The sequence below is a fragment of the Amycolatopsis sp. TRM77291 genome (genome assembly GCF_054166285.1).
Map to the genome: position 1 here is coordinate 3,879,148 of NZ_JBSZHF010000001.1, position 21,321 is coordinate 3,900,468.

Here is a 21,321-nt window from a genome sequence, read left to right on the forward strand (position 1 = left end):
TGTCCCCACTCATCGGTCGAGGTCGCGTGCACCCGGCTCAAGCGCCGAGTTGCTGGTCAATGAAGGCGAAGAGTTCGTCGTCCGAAGACGGCGTGAAGCCGGGCCCGTCGAGGCTCTCGGCGAGTTTCCGCAGGCGGGCGCCCGCTTTCGCGTGCTCGTCCCCGCCCGGGTCGAGACGGCTCAGCGCGGCTTCCAGGCCGTCGAGCAGGCCCTCCACGTCGTCGTCCGCCCCGGCGAGTTCCTGCCAGAGGTAGGCGGCCAGAGCCTGCGGGGTCGGATGGTCGAAGACGAGCGTCGCGGGCACGGCGAGGCCGGTCGCGGCGTCGAGCCGGTTGCGCAGTTCGACCGCGGTGAGCGAGTCGAAACCGAGTTCGGTGAACGCGCGGTCCGGGCCGATCGCCGATGTGTCCGGATGGCCGAGCACCTTGGCCACGGTCTCGCGGGCGACCTTCAGCAGCAGCCGTCGTTGTTCGGGTTCGATCAGGCCGCTCAGCCGGGACCGCAGATCCGCCACCGGTGCTTCGGCGGCCGCGGTTTCGGGTCGTGGCAGTTCGGCGAGCATCGGCGCGGCACGGAAGTCCTCGAAGAACGACGGCCAGTCGAAGTCGGCGACGGTGACACAGGTGTCGCCGGCGGCGATCGCCCGGACGAACTCCTCGGCCGCGGATTCGGGGGTCATCGGGCGCAAACCTTTGCGGCGGACGGCGTCGTCGACGGCCTCGGCCATACCGCCCTCGGCCCACGGGCCCCAGGCGATCGACACCGCGTTGACACCTTCGGCCCGCCATCGGGTCGCGAGCGCGTCGAGTTCCGCGTTCGCGGCGGCGTAGGCGGCCTGCCCGCCATTACCGAGGACCCCGGCGACGGACGAGAACAGCACCAGCGCGTCGAGGTCCTTCGTGAGTTCCCGCAGGTGCCGCGCGGCGGTCACTTTCGGCCGGGCGACGGCCTCGAATCGCTCAGGCGTCGCGTCATCGAGCATTGCGTCGTCGAGGACGCCGGCCGTGTGCACGACCACGCGGAGGCCGGTCAGACTGGTGACCACTGTGGACAGTGCGTCCCGGTCGGCGGCGTCGCAGGCGTGGATGTCGACGCGGGCGCCGAGACCTTCCAGCCGTTCACGCAGTTCCGCCGCCCCAGGCGCGTCCTCGCCACGGCGGGAGAGAAGCACGACGTGCTCCGTCCCGGCGCGGATCAGCCGTTCGGCCACGAGCGCGCCCAAGGCCCCGGTACCGCCGGTGATCAGCGCGGTTCCGGAGGTGGTCCACGTCGCGCCGGACGCGGGGGCGGCGGGCACGAACCGGCGGGCGAAGATCCCGTCCGCGCGGATCGCGACCTCGTCTTCGGGACCGCCGAGCACGTCGCGGAGCCGGGCGGCGTCGTCCGGCCGCTCGGGCAAGGTCACGCAGCCACCCCAGCGGCGGGGCTGCTCGATCGCCGCGACCCTGGCGACCGCGGCGACGCCGGGATCGCTGGTGGCACACCACACCTTCGCCGGGGTGTCCCGCAGGAGAGCGGCGAGGGCGGCCCCGTCCGCCGGGAACGCGAGGATCGGACCGGTCTCCGGAACTTCCGTCACCAAAGGCGCGTCGAGTGCCTTCGCGGCGGCTTCCGCCCACTCGTTGGGTTCTGCGGCGTAGACGGTCCAGAATTCCTGCGACGCCACCGGCTCCATCGGACGCCAGACGACTTCGTACCGCCGGGCCGGAGGGGCGGTCCGCTCGGCGGCGAGCCAGAAGCGGTCGCGCCGGAAGGGATACGTCGGCAAGTCGACACGGGCGGCGCCGGTGCCGTCGAAGATCCGGGCCCAGTCGAGCCGCACCCCGGCGGTGAAGAGCCTTCCCCGCGCCAGGTCCGCGGCGGCGGCCTCGTCACGATCTTTCCGTTGTGTGGCGATGAAGACGCCGTCGCTGACGCAGTCGGCGCCGAGCGCGGTCAGGGAGGCGTCCGGCCCGATCTCGACGAAACGCCGGACACCGCGTGCGTGCAGGCTCGCGACGCCGTCGGCGAACCGGACGGGTTCGCGCACCTGCCGTACCCAGTACTCCGGGTCGCGGACGTCACCGGAGACGATCGGGATCCGCGGTTCGGCGTACGTCACGCTCTCGGCGACCTCGCGGAAGTCGTCGAGCATCCCGTCCATCATCGCGGAGTGGAAGGCGTGGCTGACCGAAAGGCGCTTGGAGCGACGGCCGGGGAGGGCCTCGACCACCGCGGTGACCGCCTCCTCCTCACCGGAGAGAACGAGGGACGAAGGACCGTTGATCGCGGCGATGCTCACGCCGCCGGGCAAGTCGAGTTCCGCCTCTGTGGCCTGCAACGCGACCATCACGCCGCCCTCGGGCCGCGCCTGCATCAGCCTGCCGCGGGCGGCGACCAGGCGGGCGGCGTCGTCGAGCGACCACACCCCGGCGATGTACGCCGCGGCGAGCTCGCCGATCGAGTGCCCGAGCAGGAAGTCCGGCTCCACGCCCCAGGAGCGCACGAACTCGGCCATCGCGACCTCGAAGGCGAACAACGCGGGCTGCGCGACGTCGGTCCGGTCGATCCTGGTCTGGTCTTCGGAAGCGAGGACTTCGGCGAGCTTGAAGCCGGTGTGCGCGTCGAGCCGGTCCGCCACGCGCTCGAAGGTCTCGGCGAAAACGGGGAAGGCGGCGGCGAGCCCGGCGCCCATCGCGAGCCGCTGCGAGCCCTGCCCGGTGCAGAGGAAGGCCAGCTTGCCGCCGCCCGCGCGGCCGGTGACGACGCCGGGCGCGGACTCGCCGCGGGCAAGGGCGCCGAGGCCGGCGCGGAGTTCGTCCTCGTCGGCGCCGGTGACGACCGCGCGATACGGCAGCGGCGCCCGGCCGGTGGCCAGTGACCACGCGATGTCGGTGGCATGACCGCCGGTCTGCAGCAAGCGGTCCGCCAGCTCGGGCAGCGCGGCCTCGGTGCGTGCGGACAGCACCCACGGGACCCGGGCTCGCCCGGCCGTGTTCTCGGCCTGCGGCTGTTCGGGGGCCTGGCGGAGGATGACGTGCGAGTTGGTGCCGCTGATCCCGAACGACGACACCGCCGCCGCGCGCGGGCGGCCGGTCTCTGGCCAGGGCCGGTGCCCGGTGAGCAGTTCGACCGCGCCGGAATCCCAGGCGACGTGCGGGGACGGCTCGTCGGCGTGCAGCGTGCGCGGAAGCTCGCCGCGGCGCAGTGCCTCGACCATCTTGATGATCCCGGCGACCCCCGCCGCGGCCTGCGTATGCCCGATGTTGGACTTGACGGAACCGAGCCACAGCGGGTTTTCCCGGTCGCGGCCGTACGTGGCGAGCAGGGTGTCCGCCTCGATCGGGTCGCCGAGTTTGGTGCCCGTGCCGTGCGCCTCGACGACGTCGATATCCGAAGTGGACAGTCCGGCGCTCGCCAGCGCGGCGCGGATCACGCGTTGCTGGGACGGCCCGTTGGGCGCGGTGAGCCCGTTGGACGCGCCGTCGGAGTTGACCGCGGAGCCCTGCACGACGGCCAGCACCCGGTGTCCGTTGCGGACGGCGTCGGACAGTTTCTCCAGCAGCAGCACGCCGGCGCCCTCGCCCCAGCCGGTGCCGTCGGCGCCCGCGCCGAACGACTTGCAGCGTCCGTCCGGGGCCAGCCCGCGCTGGCGGGAGAACTCGACGAACGTGTCCGGGACCGCCATCACGGTCGCGCCGCCCGCCAGCGCGAGCGAACACTCCCCCGCCCGTAACGCCTGCGCGGCCAGATGCACGGCCACGAGCGACGACGAGCAAGCCGTGTCGACCGACACGGCCGGGCCCTCGAAGCCGAACGTGTAGGCGACACGGCCGGAAAGCACGCTGCCGGCGGTGCCGGTGCCGAGGAAGCCCTCGACTCCTTCGGGCAGCTCGGAAACGCCTGCTCCGTAGTCGTGGTACATGATCCCGGCGAACACGCCGGTCGCGCTGCCCTTCAACGCCGACGCGTCGAGCCCGGCGCGTTCGATCGCCTCCCAGCTGATCTGGAGCAGGAGCCGCTGCTGCGGATCCATCGCGAGCGCTTCGCGCGGCGAGATGCCGAAAAACTCGGGATCGAATTCGGCGGCATCGTGGAGGAATCCCCCTTCACGCGCGTACGACGTTCCGGGGTGGTCGGGATCGGGGTGGAACAGCTCGGCGAGGTTCCAGCCGCGGTCGGCGGGGAACCCCGAGACCGCGTCGCGGCCGTCGGCCACCAGATCCCACAACGCCCCGGGCGAATCGACCCCGCCCGGGTAGCGGCATCCCATGCCGATGATCGCGACCGGTTCCCTCGCCGCGTCGGCGAGTTCGCGGTTGCGCGCGGCCAGCCTGCTGTTCTCCTTGACCGACTCCCGCAGCGCGGTCACCAGTTCTTCGGGTGTCGCCATCAGATTCTCCGGACCGGACGAGACGGACGCAGCTCGGGCATGGCCTCATCCTGGGCGCGGACGCCGCTCGTCCCGGGCGCTGTTCGCCACCCCGGCCCCATTGCCCGGTAACCGGGGGCCCACTTGGTACGTGAAGGCCCCCTTCACTGCGCTAGGCGCACTGAAGGGGGCCTTCATGTACTCGGGCGGCTTCGCGGGCGGGTCCGCGCGGCTCGGGCGGCTTCGCGTGTTGCGAAAGCCACTTTCGCAACGTTGAAGGTTGCGAAAGTGGCTTTCGCAACCTGTGCGCTGGGGTCCCGTCCGGGAAAGCGCCCTTCACGGCGTCCGACGCGGGAAAGGTCCCTTCAGCCCTGCTCGGCGGTCGACATCGCCCGGCTGATCAGATCCCCCACGTCCAGCTCGTCGATCGACTCGTCGGGCACCGCGGGCTCGGCGGCCGGGAGTTCCTCGGCCAGCTTCACCAGAGCCTCCAGCACCCCCAGCTCACGGAGCCGCTCCACCGGCGCGCCCGCCAGCGCCCGCCGCAGACGCGCCTCGTCGGGCACCGCGACCTCCGGGAACAGCAGCGTCCGCAGATGTGCCGCGAGCGCCGAGGGGGTCGGGTGGTCGAACACCACCGTCGCCCCCAGCTGCCGTCCCGCCGCGGCCGCGAGCCGGTTGCGCAGATCGACCGACGTCAGCGAGTCGAAGCCGAGGTCGGTGAACGCGTGGTCCGGATCCACCTCGTCGGCCGTGGCGAAGCCGAGCACCTGAGCGGTCTGCGTCCGGACCAGGTCTTCCACCGCGTCCGGCGTGAGCGCGGCGGATTCCGCGACCGGGGAAACCGTCCGCCGCACGGGAAGCCGGACGAGCCCGGTGAGCAGCGCGGGCAGCACGCCCGCCCGGGCCTGGTCCCGCAGCCCGGCCAGGTCGAGTTTGACCGGCACGGCCACCGGCCCGGGCGCGACGTCGAACAGCGCCGCACCTTCTTCCGGCGTGAGCGCACCGAAACCATCGCGCCGCATCCGGTCGATCAGCGCCTGGTCGAGCACCCCGCCCATCCCCTCGGCGGCCCACATCCCGTACGCGAGCGACCGCGCGGGCAGGCCGTCGGCGTGCCGACGCTCGGCCAGCGCGTCGAGGTAGGCGTTGGCCGCGGCGTAGTTGCCCTGCCCCGGCCCGCCGAGCACGCCGGACACCGACGACACCAGCACGAACTCGGTCAGCGGCCGGTCGAGGGTCAGTTCGTGCAGGTGCCGTGCCCCGCCGGCCTTCGGGCCGAGGACCCGGTCCAGGCGTTCCGGAGTCAATGCGGTGACGACGCCGTCGTCGAGCACCCCCGCCGCGTGCACGATGCCGGACAGCTCGGGGATGCCGTCCAGCAGGGCGGCGACCGCGTCGCGATCGGCGACGTCGCACGCTTCGACGCGCACCTCCGCGCCCAGCTCGCCCAGCCGGGCGGCCAATTCTTGGGCGCCGGGAGCGGCGAGACCGCGGCGGCTGGTGAGGACCAGCCGTTCGACGCCGTGTTCGGTGACGAGCCGTTCGGCCAGTTTCGCCCCGACACCACCGGTACCTCCGGTGATCAGCACCGTGCCCGCGGACTCCCAGTCCGGTTTCGGGCCGGGCTCGGCGCGGACCAGCCGCGGTACCTCGGCGCGGCCGTTCCGCACTCGGACGCGGGGTTCGCCGGTGGCCAGTGCGATGTCCACATCGGACACTTCGCCGTCGAGGATGACGAACCGGCCGGGGTTCTCCGCCTGTGCGGATCGCACCAGACCGGCCGCGGCCGCGTCGTCGAGGCTGTCGCCGGTGACCACGACCAGCCGCGAGCCGGAGAACCGGGGCTCGGTCAGGAAACGTTGAAGGACTTCGAGGACAGCGTGGATCCCCGCCGACGGCATCGGCAGGACGACCACGGGCGGCACCGGCTCGGTCACCTCGTCCCACCGCACCCACGGCACCGGCGTGACTGACGACGGCTCGGCCGCGATGTGCTCGACGCGGAACAGCGACCGGTCTTCCCCGGACCGCATCTGCTCGCCGGTGACCGCGCGGACGACCAGCGAGCCGACCGACAGCACCGGTGCTCCGGCGAGGTCGGTCAGGTCGACCGCGACCTCCCCGGGCGCGAGGAACCGCAGCCGGGCGCGCACCGTGGTGGCGCCGGTCGCGTGCAGGCTGACGTCGCTCCAGCTGAACGGCAGCGCCCCGGATTCCTCACCCTCGCCGAGGAACATGCCGTGCAGGGCGGCGTCGAACAACGCCGGGTGGATCCCGAACCTGGCCGCGTCCTCGCGGGCGTCCTCGGGCAGCGAGATCTCGGCGTAGCGGTCCTCACCGTGCCGCCAGGCCGCACGCAGGCCCTGGAAGAGCGGGCCGTAGACGAACCCGCGGTCGGCGAGGTCGTCGTAGAACGAGCCGAGGTCGATGGGTTCGAGACCGTCCGGCCACACGAATCCCTTCGCGGGCGGCTCGGCCTCGGCCAGCAGGCCGAGCGCGTTGAGTTCCCAGTCGTCGCCGGGGATCCGCGAGTGGATGGTCACCGCCGCCGCGGCACTGACCGCGACCTGGAGTTCGATCGGCCCGCTCTCGGGGATCACGACCGGGGCGTGCAGGGTCAGTTCGGCCAGCCGCGGCCGCCCGGCCTCGTCACCGGCCCGGACGGCGAGTTCGGCGAGCGCCGCGCCCGGCAGCAGGACGGTGTCGTGCACCGTGTGCCCGGCGAGCCAGGAGTGGGTCGCGAGCGAGATCCGTCCGGTGAGGACGGTGCCGTCGCTCTCGGCGAGGGAGAGCCCGGCGGCGAGCAGCGGATGGCCCGGCGAGTCCAGCCCGGCCGACGTGAGATCTCCGATCGGAGCCGGTTCGAGCCAGAAGTGCTTGCGCTGGAACGGATACGTCGGAAGGTCGATCGCTCGGGAACCGGGTAGCACGGAGTCCCAGTCGACGCGGACACCTTGGACGTGCAGGGTCGCGAGCGCGGTCATCGCCGTCACGGCTTCGTCTCGTCCCTTGCGCAGCAGGGGAATTCCGTCGGCGAGTGCCGAAAGCACCGCGTCGGGGCCGATTTCGAGGAACTTCGTGACGCCGTCGGCACGAAGCTGCTTGACCGCCGCGCCGAACCGGACGGTTTCCCGGACGTGCGCGACCCAGTACGCCGGGTCGGCCACGTCCGGCACCATCGGAATCCGCGGCTCCGAGAACGTCAGTTCCCGGACCACCGCGGCGAAGTCGTCCAGCATCGGCTCCATCAGCACCGAATGGAACGCGTGCGACACGTCCAGCCGCTTCGTCTTGCGATCGCCGAACCGGGCCACGACGGCGAGCGTCGGCTCTTCAGCGCCCGAGAGCACCACCGACGACGGACCGTTGACCGCCCCCAGCGACACACCCTCCGGCAACTCCCCGATCTCGTCCTCGGACGCTTGGACCGCGACCATCACCCCACCCGGCGGCAAGGCCTGCATCAACCGGCCGCGTGCCGTCACGAGCTTCGCCGCGTCCTCCAACGACAGCACACCCGCGACATGCGCGGCCGCGATCTCGCCGATCGAATGCCCCGCCAGGTAATCCGGCCGCACACCCCACGACTCCACCAACCGGAACAAAGCCACTTCCAAAGCGAAAATCGCCGGCTGCGCGAACTCCGTCCGCGACAGGTCCCCGAACTCGGGCAACAGCGGGCGCACCTCGTCGTAGGCCGCCGCGAACACCGGGAACGCCTCGTACAGCCCGGAACCCATCCCGAGGCGTTGCGAACCCTGACCGGTGAACAGGAACGCCAGCTTGCCCCGCGACGCGCGACCGGTGATCCCGCCACCGGCCGCGATGGCTTCGAGCCCGGCACGCAGGCTCTCCGCCTCCGCGCCGACGACCGCGGCCCGGCGCTCGTGCGCGGTCCGCGTCGTGGCCAGGGAGTACGCCACGTCACGTGGATCAGCTTTGTCCACAAGGGACAGTAGAGCGCGGGCCTGGTCGGCGACGGCCTGATCGGTCTTGGCCGACAGCACCCACGGTACGACGCCGTGCGAGGCGGGCTCGACCGGCGTTTCGGCCGGGACCTGCTCCAGGACGACGTGCGCGTTCGTCCCGCTGATCCCGAACGACGACACCCCGGCCCGGCGCGGTCGCCTCACCTCCGGCCACGGCCTCGATTCATGGAGCAGTTCCACGGCGCCGGCGTCCCATTCGATCTCCTCCGAAGGTTCCGCCGCGTGCAACGTCCTGGGCAGCACACCACGGCGCATCGCCTCGACCATCTTGATGATCCCGGCGACCCCGGCGGCGGCCTGCGTATGCCCGAGGTTCGACTTGACCGAACCGAACCACAGCGGTTCGTCCCGTTCGGCGCCGTAGGTCGCGATGAGCGCCTGCGCCTCGATCGGGTCGCCCAGCCGCGTGCCCGTCCCGTGTGCCTCGACCGCGTCGATGTCCGAAGTGGACAGACCGGCGTCGGCGAGCGCCGCACGGATCACGCGCTGCTGCGAAGGGCCGTTCGGCGCGGTGAGCCCGTTCGACGCGCCGTCCTGGTTGACCGCGGAACCGCGCACCACGGCCAGCACCGGATGCCCGTTGCGGCGAGCGTCCGAAAGCCGCTCCAGCACGAGCACCCCGGCGCCTTCCGACCAGCCGGTGCCGTCGGCGGCGGCGGAGAACGACTTGCAGCGCCCGTCCGGGGAAAGCCCGCGCTGGCGCGAGAAGTCGAGGAACGTCTCCGGCGTCGCCATCACGGTGACCCCGCCGGCGAGCGCCATGTCGCACTCCCCCGACCGCAGCGAACGCGCCGCCAGATGCAGTGCGACCAGCGACGACGAGCACGCCGTGTCGACCGACACCGCCGGGCCTTCCAGCCCGAGCGTGTACGCGATCCGCCCCGACAGGACGCTCGCCGAAGTCCCGGTGCCCAGGAACCCGGCGACGCTGTCGGGCACGCTGGCCAGTTTCGCGGCGTAGTCGTAGTACATGATCCCGGCGAACACACCGGTGGCGCTGCCCTTCAGCGACGCCGGGTCGAGCCGGGCGCGTTCGAGCGCTTCCCAGCTGATCTCCAGCAGCAGGCGTTGCTGCGGGTCCATCGCCAGTGCTTCCCGTGGCGAGATGCCGAAGAACTCGGGATCGAATTCGCCCGCGTCGTGCAGGAAGCCGCCGTGGCGGGTGTAGGTCTTGCCGGGCAGGCCGGGTTCGGGGTCGTAGATCCCGTCGACGTCCCAGCCGCGTCCGCCGGGGAACGGCGAGATCGCGTCGGTGCCCGCGGCCACGAGGTCCCACAGCTCCTCGGGTGACCGGACGCCGCCGGGGTACCGGCAGCTCATCGCGACGATCGCGATCGGCTCGTCGGCGGCGCCGCGCCGGGTCACCGCCGGACGTGCCGGTTCCGGGGCGCCGAGCAGTTCGGCGCCGAGGAACGCGGCCACCGCCGCCGGGCTCGGATGGTCGAAGACGAGGGTCGCGGGCAGCCGCAGCCCGGTCTCCGCGGTGAGTTCGTTGCGCAGTTCGACGGCGGTCAGGGAGTCGAAGCCCAGTTCGGTGAAGGGCCGCGACGGCTCCACGGTATCCGCGCCCGCCCGGCCGAGAACCGCCGCGACGCGTGCCCGGACCAGGCCGATCAGCAGGGCTTCCCGGTCGCTTCCGGACAGTCCGGCGAGCTGTCCCGCCAGCCCGGTGTCGGCGCGGCGGGCGGCTTCGCGACGGGTCCGGACGCGGACCAGCCCGCGCAGCAGCGGCGGGACACCGGCGTCGCGCACGGCGGCGAGGTCGAGCCGCACCGGGACGAGGACGGCACCGCCGTCGGCAACGGCGGCGTCGAACAGCGCGAGTCCTTCTTCCGGTTCGAGTGCGCCGAAGCCGTCCCTGCCGATCCGGTCCCGGTCGGTGCCGCTCAGCGAGGCACCCATCCCGTCCCGCCACAGACCCCACGCGAGTGACTGCGCGGGCTTTCCGGTGGCGCGGCGCCGCCGGGCGAGGGCGTCCAGCTCGGCGTTCGCCGCCGAGTACGCGCCCTGCCCCGGTGAGCCGAACACCCCGGCGATCGAGGAGAACAGCACGAAGAAGTCGAGTTCGCCGGTGAGTTCGTCCAGCAGTCGCGCGGCGGTGGCTTTGGCCCGGTAGACGGCGTCGACCCGCTCCGGGGTGAGCGACGTGACCACGCCGTCGTCGAGGACACCCGCCGCGTGGACCACACCGGTGACCGGCGGCTCGGACCGGTCCAGCAGATCACGGAGCTGCTCACGATCGGAGACGTCGCAGGCTTCGATCCGGGCGCCGAGCTCGTCGGCGAGTTCCCGGGCACCCGGCGCGTCCGCACCACGACGGCTGACCAGCAGCAGATGCCGGACACCGTGCGCGGCGACCAGATGCCGGGCGAGGCGGGCGCCGAGCCCACCGGTGCCGCCGGTGATCAGGACCGTGCCGGAAGTGTCCAGTGTGGACTCACCGGAGCCCGCCCTGGCCAGGCGCGGCGCGAACAGGCTTCCGCCGTCGGCGTGTACCTCGGGTTCGCCGGTGGCGAGAGCGGCCTCGACGTCGGCATGAGTACCGCGGACCAGGACGATCCGGCCCGGATGCTCGGCCTGCGCGGCACGGACCAGCCCTTCGGCCGCACCTTCCCGAGCGGTCAGCACCACCAGCGGGCCGGGCTCGTCCGTGGCCAGGAAGTCCTGCAACCCGCGCAGAGTGGTGTCGAGCGAGTCGGCTTCCAGGACCGCCGCCGCCGTGGTATCCGAAGAACCGGCGGGAAGCGGCACCTCTTCGACACGATAGAGGCCGTCCCGCACCAAGGTGGTGGCCGTGACGGCGCGGACGCTGAGCCCGCCCACGGAAGCGACCGGCGCGCCCGTGCCGTCGGCGAGGTCGAACGCGAAGCCGTCGGCGACCGGCCGGGCATGCACGCGCAGTTCGGTCGCGCCCCTCGCGTGGAGCACGACGTCTCGCCAGGCGAACGGCACCGAACCCTGGTCCTCGCCCGGAACGGCGGTGGCCTGGAGCGCGGCGTCGAGCAGTGCCGGGTGCAGACCGAACTTCGCCGCCTGCTCGGGCTCCGGCAGGACGACTTCGGCGAAGATCTCCGTGCCGCGACGCCAGACCTTGCGCAGGCCGCGGAACATCGGCCCGTACGCGAGCCCGGCGGCGGCCAGCCGGTCGTAAGCGTCTTCGAGTCCGAGCGATTCGGCGTTCTCCGGCGGCCACACCATATCCATAGTGGACACTGGCGGAGTGCCGAGGAAGCCGGTCGCGTGGGTGACCCACGGCCGCTCCGGAAGCCGTGAATGGATCGACACCGGACGGCGGCCGTGCTCGTCGGCGGCGCCCGCGACGACCTGGACCTCCGGCGCGGTGCCGGGTTCGAGGACCAGCGGTTCCCGCAGGATCAGCTCTTCCACGCCCGCGCAGCCCACCTCGTCGCCCGCACGGACGGTGAGTTCGGCGAACGCCGTGCCGGGAACGAGCACGCGGCCCGCGACGACATGGTCGGCCAGCCACGGATGCCAATCGAGCGAAAGGCGTCCCGTGAGCAGGACACCATCGTCGGCGGCGACGGACACGGCGGCGCCGAGCAGCGGGTGGTCGGCGGCGGCGAGCCCGGCCGCGGTGACGTCGGCGTCGCTTTCCTGGCCGAGCCAGAAGTACTCGTGCTGGAAGGCGTACGTCGGGAGGTCGATGAACCGCCCGCCGCCGAGGTAGGCGGCCCAGTCGACGCGGACGCCGCGCGTGTGCAGCCTGCCGAGCGCGGAGACCAGGTGCCCGGCTTCGTCGTGGCCGCGGCGGAGCGCGGGCACCGCACCATCGACGAGCGCGCTGAGCACGGCGTCCGGCCCGAACTCGAAGAACTTCGTGACCCCGGCGGCGGTCAGGCGCTCGGCCGCGCCGGCGAACCGCACGGTCTCGCGGACATGCGCGACCCAGTACGCCGGGTCCGTCAGATCCGCGTTCTCCGCCACGGTGGACACGATCGGGATCCGCGGCGCCGAGAATTCCAGGCCCCGCACCACTTCGGCGAAGTCGTCCAGCATCGGTTCCATCAGCACCGAGTGGAACGCGTGCGACACGTCCAGCCGTTTGGTCTTCCGGTCGCTGAACCGTTCCACGAAAGCGAGAGTCGGTACCTCGGCGCCCGACAGCACCACTGAGGAAGGCCCGTTCACCGCGGCCAGCGAAACACCGTCCGGTAGCTCGCCGATCTCGTCCTCGGACGCCTGCACCGCCACCATCACGCCACCAGCGGGCAGGGCTTGCATCAACCGGCCCCGCGCCACGACGAGTTTCGCCGCGTCGGTCAAGGACAGCACTCCGGCGACGTGGGCGGCGGCGATCTCGCCGATCGAATGCCCCGCCAGGTAATCCGGCCGCACACCCCACGACTCCACCAACCGGAACAAAGCCACTTCCAGCGCGAAAATCGCCGGCTGCGCGAACTCCGTCCGGCTCAGGTCCCCGAACTCGGGCAGCAGCGCACAAACCTCGTCGTAGGCCGCCGCGAACACCGGGAACGCCTCGTACAGCCCGGAACCCATCCCGAGGCGTTGCGAACCCTGACCGGTGAACAGGAACGCCAGCCCGCCCTCGGTCACCCGGGTGGCGGCGACGTCGGCCAGCCCCGCCGACAGCGTTTCCCAGTCCGTGCCCGTGACGACGGCCCGGTACGGCAGCGCCGCCCTGGTCGTCAGGGTGTAGGCGACGTCGATCGGCTCAGCGGTCCCGGCCACCGCGAGCAGACGGGACGCCTGCGCGGCCAGCGCCGGTTCCGTGGCCGCGGACAGCAGCAGCGGCACCACGGCGGGCGCGGGGCGCACGGCGGCGGGCTCCTCCGGCGGGGCCTGCTCCAGCACGACGTGCGCGTTCGTCCCGCTGATCCCGAACGACGACACCGCCGCCGAACGGGGCCGCCCGGTCTCGGGCCACGGCGTGCGTTCGGTCAGCAGCGAGACCGGCCCGGCCGTCCAGTCGACCTCGCGGCTGGGCGTGCCGACATTGAGGGTGGGCGGCAGGACGCCGTGACGCATCGCCTCGACCATCTTGATGATCCCGGCGACCCCGGCCGCGGCCTGCGCGTGCCCGAAATTCGACTTGACCGAACCGAGGAACAGCGGCCGGTCTCGGTCGCGGCCGTAGGTGGCCATCAGCGCCTCGGCCTCGATCGGGTCGCCCAGCCTGGTGCCCGTGCCGTGCGCCTCGATGGCGTCGACATCCGAAGTGGACAGTCGCGCGTCGACGAGCGCGGCGCGGATCACGCGTTGCTGCGACGGGCCGTTCGGCGCCGTGAGTCCGTTGGAGGCGCCGTCGGAGTTCACCGCGGAACCCCGCACCACGGCGAGGATCCGGTGCCCGTTGCGCTGGGCGTCGGACAGCTTCTCCAGCACGAGCATCCCGACGCCTTCGGCCCAGGCGGTGCCGTCGGCGTCGTCGGAGAACGACTTGCAGCGCCCGTCCGGTGCCAGGCCACGCTGCCGAGCGAAGTCGACGAAGATCCCCGGCGAGGCCATCAGGTTGACGCCACCGGCCAGGGCGAGCGTGCACTCCCCCGCGCGCAGGCCGCGCACCGCCGCGTGCACCGCGACCAGCGACGACGAACACGCCGTGTCGATCGAGACCGCCGGGCCCTCCAAGCCGAGCTGATAGGCGATCCGTCCGGAGTGGACACTGCAGGTGGTTCCGGTGAGCAGGTAGCCGTCCACCGTGTCGCCAGGGTTGTGCAGCCGCGGCCCGTACTCCTGCGCGGAAACGCCGACGTAGACACCGGTCGGGCTGCCGCGCAACGCCGCCGGATCGAGGCCGGCGCGTTCGACGGCCTCCCAGCCGACTTCCAACAGCAACCGCTGCTGCGGTTCCATGGCCAGCGCCTCGCGCGGCGAGATCCCGAAGAACTCGGCGTCGAATCCGGCGGCGCCGGGCAGGAAGCCGCCGGTGCGCACATAGGTGGTCCCGCGCTTCTCGGGGTCATCGTCGAACAGGCCGGAGGTGTCCCAGCCGCGGTCGGCCGGGAACTCGCCGATGCCTTCGCGGCCGCTCTCGACCAGGTCCCACAGCGCGGCCGGCGTGTCGGCCCCGCCGGGGAACCGGCAGGCCATGCCGACGATCGCGATCGGCTCGTGCCGTCCGTCCTCGGCGTCACGCAGCCGTTCCCGGGTCCGATGCAGGTCCCCGGTCACCCGCTTCAGCAGGTCGAGAAGCTTCTCTTGGTCCGCCATCACACCCTCGCTCGGTGGTCGGTGTCTGTCGGTGAACCCGCGTCCGCGATCGACGTCGGCAGGGCCTTCGGCCAGCGCGGGTTCACGCGTTCAGTCGCTCTTCCGGATACATCTGCAGCTCCGCCGACACGGTCAGAAGATCTCGTCGGTGAGGAAGCCGAAGACCTTGTCGACAGCGGCGTCGAACAGCAGGTCGTCGAATTCGTCGTCCTTGTCGCCCGCCGCGTAGGCCAGCAGCAGCTTCTTCAGCGGCTTGGCGACCTTCTTGCGGTCTTCGGGATCCAGTTCGCCGAGGCGTTCGCTCAGCCGCTCGATGTCGGCCAGCACCTTGGCGACGGCTTTCTTGTCCGCCATCACGAAATCCCCAATTCGGTGGCCAGGAAGTCGACGACCTCGTCCGCGGTCGCGTCCTCCAGCCGTCCGCCGATGTCGCTCCCCGGCGTGGTGATGCCGTCGAGCAGGGCTCGCAGCCGTCCGGCGACCGCGGTCCGGCCGTCGTCGTCGACGGCGGCCAGGCGTTCTTCGAGCCGGTCGAGTTCGGTGAGCACCGCGTCGGCCGCGCTGAGCGACGGCGGGGCCAGTTCGGCAAGCAGGTGCCCGGCGAGCGCGGCGACTGTCGGATGGTCGAACACCGCCGTGGCCGACAGCCGCAAACCGGTGACGGTGTTGATCCGGTTGCGCAGTTCCACCGACGTCAGCGAATCGAAGCCGAGGTCCTTGAACGCGCGTGCCGGATCGATCATGCCGCCCGCCTCGTGCCCGAGGACGGCGGCGGCGTTGTGCCGCACGAGGTCGATCAGCAGAGCCGTGCGTTCGTCATCGGGCAGTGCCGTGAGCCGCTCGCCGAGCGCGGCGCCGCCCGTGGCCGCGGGCGCCGCCGCGCGCCGGGTGGTGACCTTCGCGAGACCGCGCAGCACAGGCGCGACTTCGGTGGTCCTGGCGTGGGCGCGCAGCGCGGCACGATCGAGCTCGATCGGCAGGACGGTGGTGAAACCGCCGTCGAGGGCGGCGTCGAACAGGGCCAGCCCGGACTCCGCGGTCAGCGGCGGCAGGCCTTCGCGGGCCATGCGGTCGACGTCGTTCTCGGCGAGCCCGCTGCCCATCCCCTCCCTCCAGAGTCCCCAGGCGAGCGAGACGGCGGACAGGCCCCGGGTCCCGCGGTAGGCCGCCAAGGCGTCCAAGAACGTGTTCGCGGCGGCGTAGGAGGCCTGCCCCGCCGAGCCGACGATCCCGGACACCGACGAGTAGAGCGCGAAGAGCGCGAGATCGTGGCCGAGGGTGAGTTCATGCAGGTGCCACGCCGCGTCCACCTTGGGGCGCAACACTTTCGCGAGCCTCTCCGGGGTCAGGCCGGTCAGCACGCCGTCGTCGAGGACACCCGCGGTGTGCACGACGCCGGTCAGCTCGACCCCGTCCAGCAGGGCGGAGAGCGCGTCCCGATCGGCGACGTCACAGGCCACGACGCGGACTTCGGCGCCAAGGCCGGTGAGCTCGGCGGCGAGTTCTCCCGCGCCCGGCGCGTCCGGGCCGCGGCGGCTGGTGAGCAGCAGCTTGCGGACCCCGTGCGCGGCCACGAGATGCCGCGCGACGAGTGCCCCGAGACCGCCGGTGCCGCCGGTGACCAGCACCGTCCGGTCCGGATCGAGCGCTCGCGGGACGGTGAGCGCCACCTTGCCGATATGCCTGGCCTGGCTGACGAACCGGAACGCGTCGGGCGCGTGCCGGACGTCCCAGGTCCGCACCGGCAGCGGGGCGAGCGCGCCCTGGCCGAACAGGGTGATCAGCTCGGCCCAGATCTCGGCGGTGCGGGTCCGGCCCGCTTCGATCAGGTCGAAGGCGCGGTAGGCGACGTCCTCCGGTTCGCGGACGTCGGTCTTGCCCATTTCGAGGAACCGGCCGCCGGACGTGGTCACGGCGAGCGAGGCGTCGACGAACTCGCCCGCGAGGGAGTTGAGCACGACGTCGACCCCGCGTCCGCCGGTCGCGATCCGGAAGGCTTCGGCGAAGTCGAGGGTTCGTGAAGAGGCGATGTGGTCCGAGGGCAGCCCGGCGGCGCGCAGGACGTGCTGCTTGCCCTCGCTGGCGGTGCCGAACACCTCGGCGCCCAAATGGCGGGCGAGCTGGGTCGCGGCCATCCCGACCCCGCCCGCGGCCGAATGGATCAGGATCGACTCGCCCGCCTTCAGCCCGGCCAGGTCGACCAGCGCGTAGTAGGCGGTCAGGAAGACGAGCGGCACGGTCGCGGCCTGCTCGTCGGTCCAGGCGTCCGGGACCCGGGTCAGGAACGGGCGTTCGCCGACGGCGACCGGGCCGATCGCGCCGTGCACCATGCCCATCACGCGGTCGCCCGGCGCCAGGTCGGTCACCGCGGCGCCGGTCGCGAGCACGGTCCCGGCGATCTCGCAGCCCAGCGGCCCGGCCTCGCCCGGGTACATGCCCAGGACGTTCAGCACGTCACGGAAGTTCAGCCCCGCCGCACGGACGGCGATGCGCACGTCGTCCGGCCCGAGGTCCGGCTCGCCGGCGGTCTCCAGGACGAGGTCGTCGACCGTGCCCTCACCGGACTTGCCCAGCCGCCAAGGCCCGGCGGGCGGCAGCAGGACTCCCGCGCCCGCCTCGGCTATCCGCGGCACGAGCGGGACGCCGTCGCGCACGGCGACCTGCGGTTCCCCGGTCGCCACGGCCATCGGCACGTCTTCGGCCTCGCCGTCGACGAGGACGAACCGGCCCTGGTGCTCGGCCTGGGCACTGCGCACCAGGCCCCAGATCGACGCGGCCGCCGGATCGGTGGCGTCCGGGCCCGCGGCGTGTCGCGTGTGGACGACCAAAGTGGACTCTTCTCGCGTCACCCAGTCCTGGAGCACTTCCAGGACCTGGGTGCCGAGCTCGTGCGCCGACGCGACCGGGTCGCCCTCGGGGAGAACCGACAGCACCGCGGGCTTGCCGGGCACGATCTCCGGATACGCCGTGCACGCCACCGGTTCCGCGACCGCGACCGGCGTCCAGTCCACGGTGAACAGCCCACTGGGGAGCTCCCGGCCACGCGCCGCCGGGCGGCGGACGACCAGCGAGCCGACGCTCAGCACCTCGGAGCCGGAGGGATCCACGGCGACCAGCGACACGGTGTCCGCCGCGTGGAACGTGATCCGCAACCGCAACGCGGCCGCGCCGCTCGCCCGCAGGCGGACGTCCGACCAGGAGAACGGCAGCCCACCGGCGGATTCCGCCGACTCGCGGAAGAACATCGCGTGCAGCCCGGCGTCCAGGAGCGCCGGGTGGATCCCGAAGCCGCCGTCCTCGTCCGTGGGAAGCGAGACCTCGGCGTGGACGTCGTCGCCGTCGACCCACACCGACCGCAGTCCGCGGAACACGCCTTCGTAGCCGAAGCCGGGTAACTCGTCGTAGAAGCCTTCCAGGGACCGGGCTTCTCCCGGCGGTGGCCACTCGACGGTCGCGGGGACGGCATCGGTCTCGGGAGCGAGGGTGCCGTTCGCGTGCCGCGTCCAGTCATCGCCGTGTTCCGGTCGCGAATGGACGGTGACCGCGCGGCGGCCGTCGTCGTCCGCGGCGGCCACCACCACCTGCACCTCGGCCGCGGCCGAGAGCACGAGCGGGGCGCCCAGGGTCAGTTCCTCCACACGCCCGCAACCCGTTTCGGCACCGGCGTGCAAGGCGAGTTCGAGAAAACCGGTGCCGGGGAAGAGGATGTCGTCGCCGACCCGGTGGCCGTCCAGCCAGGGCTGATCGGCCGTCGAGAGCCGCGCGGTGAACACGGTGTCGCCGCCGGGCACCGCGACCACCGCCCCGAGAAGCGGATGCTCGGCGCGACGCAGGCCGAGGCCGCGCGCGTCCCCGCCCGGGCCGGGGGTGAGCCAGTACTTCGACCGCTGGAACGGGTAGGTCGGGAGGTCGATCCGGCGCCCGCCCGTAGCGATCGCCGCGAAGTCGACGTCCACGCCGCGGACGTGGGCGGTGCCCAGCGCGGTCAGGAGTTCGGGGACTTCGGGCCGGTCGCGGCGGAGCAGCGGACGCGCGACACCGTCGTCGACCAGCGCCGAGAGGACGCCGTCCGGGCCCAGCTCCAGGTAGGTGCCGCAGCCGTTGTCCAGCAGGACACGCAGCGCGTCGGCGAAGCGGACGGTCGCTTCGACGTGGCGGATCCAGTACCCGGCCGAGTCGTGCCCGCCGGTCTCGCCGGTGACCGTCGAGACGATCGGCAGGTTCGCGGGGTGGTAGTCGGCGAGCCGCGCGATCCGGGCGAAGTCGTCGAGCATGTCCCGCATCAACGGCGAGTGGAACGCGTGGCTGACGTTGAGCCATTTGACCTTGCCGTCGAAGCCGCTGATCGCCGTCTCCAGCGCGTCGCGGGCGCCGGACAGCACGACCGCGTCCTCGCCGTTGACCGCCGCGATCCCGGCGCGTTCCTCGTGCCCGGACAGCAACGCCCGAGCGGTTTCCTCGGAGGCACGCAGGGACACCATCGCGCCGCCCTCGGGCAGCTCACGCATGAGCCGTCCGCGTGCGGTCACCAGCATCGCCGCGTCGGACAGCGACAGCACGCCCGCGACGTGCGCGGCCGCGAACTCGCCGACCGAATGCCCGCACAGGTAGGCGGGAGTGACACCCCAGGACTCCAGCAGCCGGAACAGGGCGACCTCGACGGCGAACAACGCGGGCTGCGCGTAGTCGGTGCGGTCGAGCAATCCCGGGTCCGCCTCGTCGAACACCACGTCCCGCAGCGGCGGATCGAGCTGTAGGTCGACGTGGGCGCAGACTTCGTCGAAGGCCTCGGCATAGCCGTCGTAGGCGTCGTAAAGCTCGCGGCCCATCGCGATCCGCTGGGCACCCTGGCCGGTGAACAGGTACGCGAGTTCGGCGGGCTCCTGGAGCGGACCGCCGCGGAGCACCCGTTCGTCGAACGCGGTCAGTGCTTCCGCCAGGTCCGCGGCGTCCGGCGCCAGAACGAAGGCGCGCTCGGACAGCGTCGCGCGAGTCTTGGCGAGCGAGAAGGCGAGGTCCGCCGGATCCGCGTCGACAGCGGCGAGTTGCGCCGCGTGGGCGCGCAACGCGTCCGGATCGGCGGCCGAGAACGCGATGGCGATCGGTGACGGCGCCGAGGGCACGGGCTCGGCAGGTTCGGCGGGTGCCGGTTCCTCCAGGATCAGGTGGGCGTTCGTGCCGGAGATGCCGAACGACGACACGGCGGCCCGGCGCGGTTCCTCGCCACGAGGCCAGGCGACGGGCTCGGCCAGCAGCGAGACCGCCCCGGCGGACCAGTCGACCGCCGGGGTCGGATCGGCGCCGTGCAGGGTGCGCGGCAAGCGGCCGTGGCGCAGCGCCATGATCATCTTGATCACCCCGGCCGCGCCCGCGGCCGCCTGCGTGTGCCCGATGTTGGCCTTCACCGAACCCAGCCACAGCGGCGTTTCGCGGTCCCGGCCGTAGGTCGCGAGCAGCGCCTGCGCCTCGACCGGGTCGCCGAGGGTGGTCCCCGTGCCGTGCGCCTCGACGGCGTCCACAGTGGACGCTCCGATCCCGGCGTCGGCCAGCGCGGCGCGGATCACCCGCTGCTGCGACGGGCCGTTCGGCGCGGTGAGCCCGTTCGAGGCGCCGTCGGAGTTGACCGCGCTCCCCCGGATCACCGCGAGCACCGGGTGTCCGTGCCGTTCGGCGTCGGAAAGCCTTTCGAGGACGAACATCCCGGCGCCTTCGGCCCACGCGGTCCCGTCCGCCGCGGCCGAGAACGGCTTGCACCGCCCGTCCGGCGCCAGGCCGCGCTGGTTCGAGAAGGCCACGAACGGGCCAGGGGTGCCGAGCACGGCGACCCCACCGGCGAGCGCGAGACCGCATTCGCCGTTCCGCAGCGCGCGGACCGCGAGATGAAGCGCGACCAGCGAGCCGGAGCAGGCGGTGTCGACCGTCAACGCGGGCCCCTGCAGGCCGAGGGTGTACGCGATCCGTCCGGAGACGACGCTCGGCGCGCTGCCGGTGAGCAGGAGCCCGTCGAGCCCCTCGGGCGCGTCGGCCAGGCGGGTGCCGTATTCCTGCGGCTCGGCGCCGACGAACACCCCGGTCCGGCTGCCGGTCAGGGTCCCGGCGTCGATCCCGGCGCGTTCCAGTGCCTCCCACGCCGTCTCCAGGACCAGCCGTTGCTGCGGGTCCATCGCCAATGCCTCGCGCGGCGAGATCCCGAAGAACCCGGCGTCGAATTCGGCCGCGCCGGGCAGGAATCCGCCGTGGCGCACGTAGGTCTTGCCCGGCGTTCCCGGGCGCGGGTCGTAGAGGCCGTCGACGTCCCAGCCACGGTCACGGGGGAATTCCGTGACCACGTCCCTGCCGTCGTCCACAATGGACCACAGGCCCTCGGGTGAGTCCGCGCCGCCGGGGAACCGGCAGCCGATGCCGACGATCACGATCGGTTCTCCGGTGGCCGCGCCACTTTCCGCGGCGTCCTCGGACCCGGCTCCGAAGAGACACTCGTCGAGGAAGTCCGCCAGCGATTCGGGTCCGGGATGGTCGTAGGCCAGCGTCACCGGGAGTTCGAGCCCGGTCTCGGCGGTCAGCCACGCGTGCAGCTTCACCGCCAGCAAGGAATCGAACCCGAGATCGGCGAAGGTGCGGCCGGACGGGAGCGGCCCGTCCAGCACCGCCGACGTCGCCCGGCGCACCAGGCCCAGCAGCGTGCGGCGCCGCTCGGCGCGCGGCCTGCTTTCCAGCCGTCGCAGGGAATCCAGCTCGGTCATGCGCGCACTCGCCACCTCGGGTCGCCCGGCACAGGGAAGTCGC

2 protein-coding genes and 2 pseudogenes are annotated in these 21,321 nt (G+C 72.6%); all 4 read right to left on the reverse strand.

Annotated features, from left to right (window positions below):
* Positions 1-37 precede the first annotated feature (37 nt).
* Positions 38-4,372: pseudogene (locus tag ACXIZN_RS17905) on the reverse strand (type I polyketide synthase); the annotation flags it as partial.
* A gap of 344 nt (positions 4,373-4,716) precedes the next feature.
* Entirely contained in the window at positions 4,717-14,535 is a 9,819-nt protein-coding gene (locus tag ACXIZN_RS17910) for an SDR family NAD(P)-dependent oxidoreductase (protein WP_457955771.1), read from the reverse strand.
* 132 nt (positions 14,536-14,667) lie between these two features.
* On the reverse strand, positions 14,668-14,889 hold the full coding sequence (locus tag ACXIZN_RS17915) for a hypothetical protein (RefSeq protein WP_126735794.1): 222 nt from the start codon (positions 14,887-14,889) through the stop codon (positions 14,668-14,670).
* Positions 14,889-21,278: pseudogene (locus ACXIZN_RS17920) on the reverse strand (SDR family NAD(P)-dependent oxidoreductase); the annotation flags it as partial. The pseudogene ACXIZN_RS17920 and the gene ACXIZN_RS17915, both read right to left, overlap by 1 nt.
* Positions 21,279-21,321: the final 43 nt, after the last annotated feature.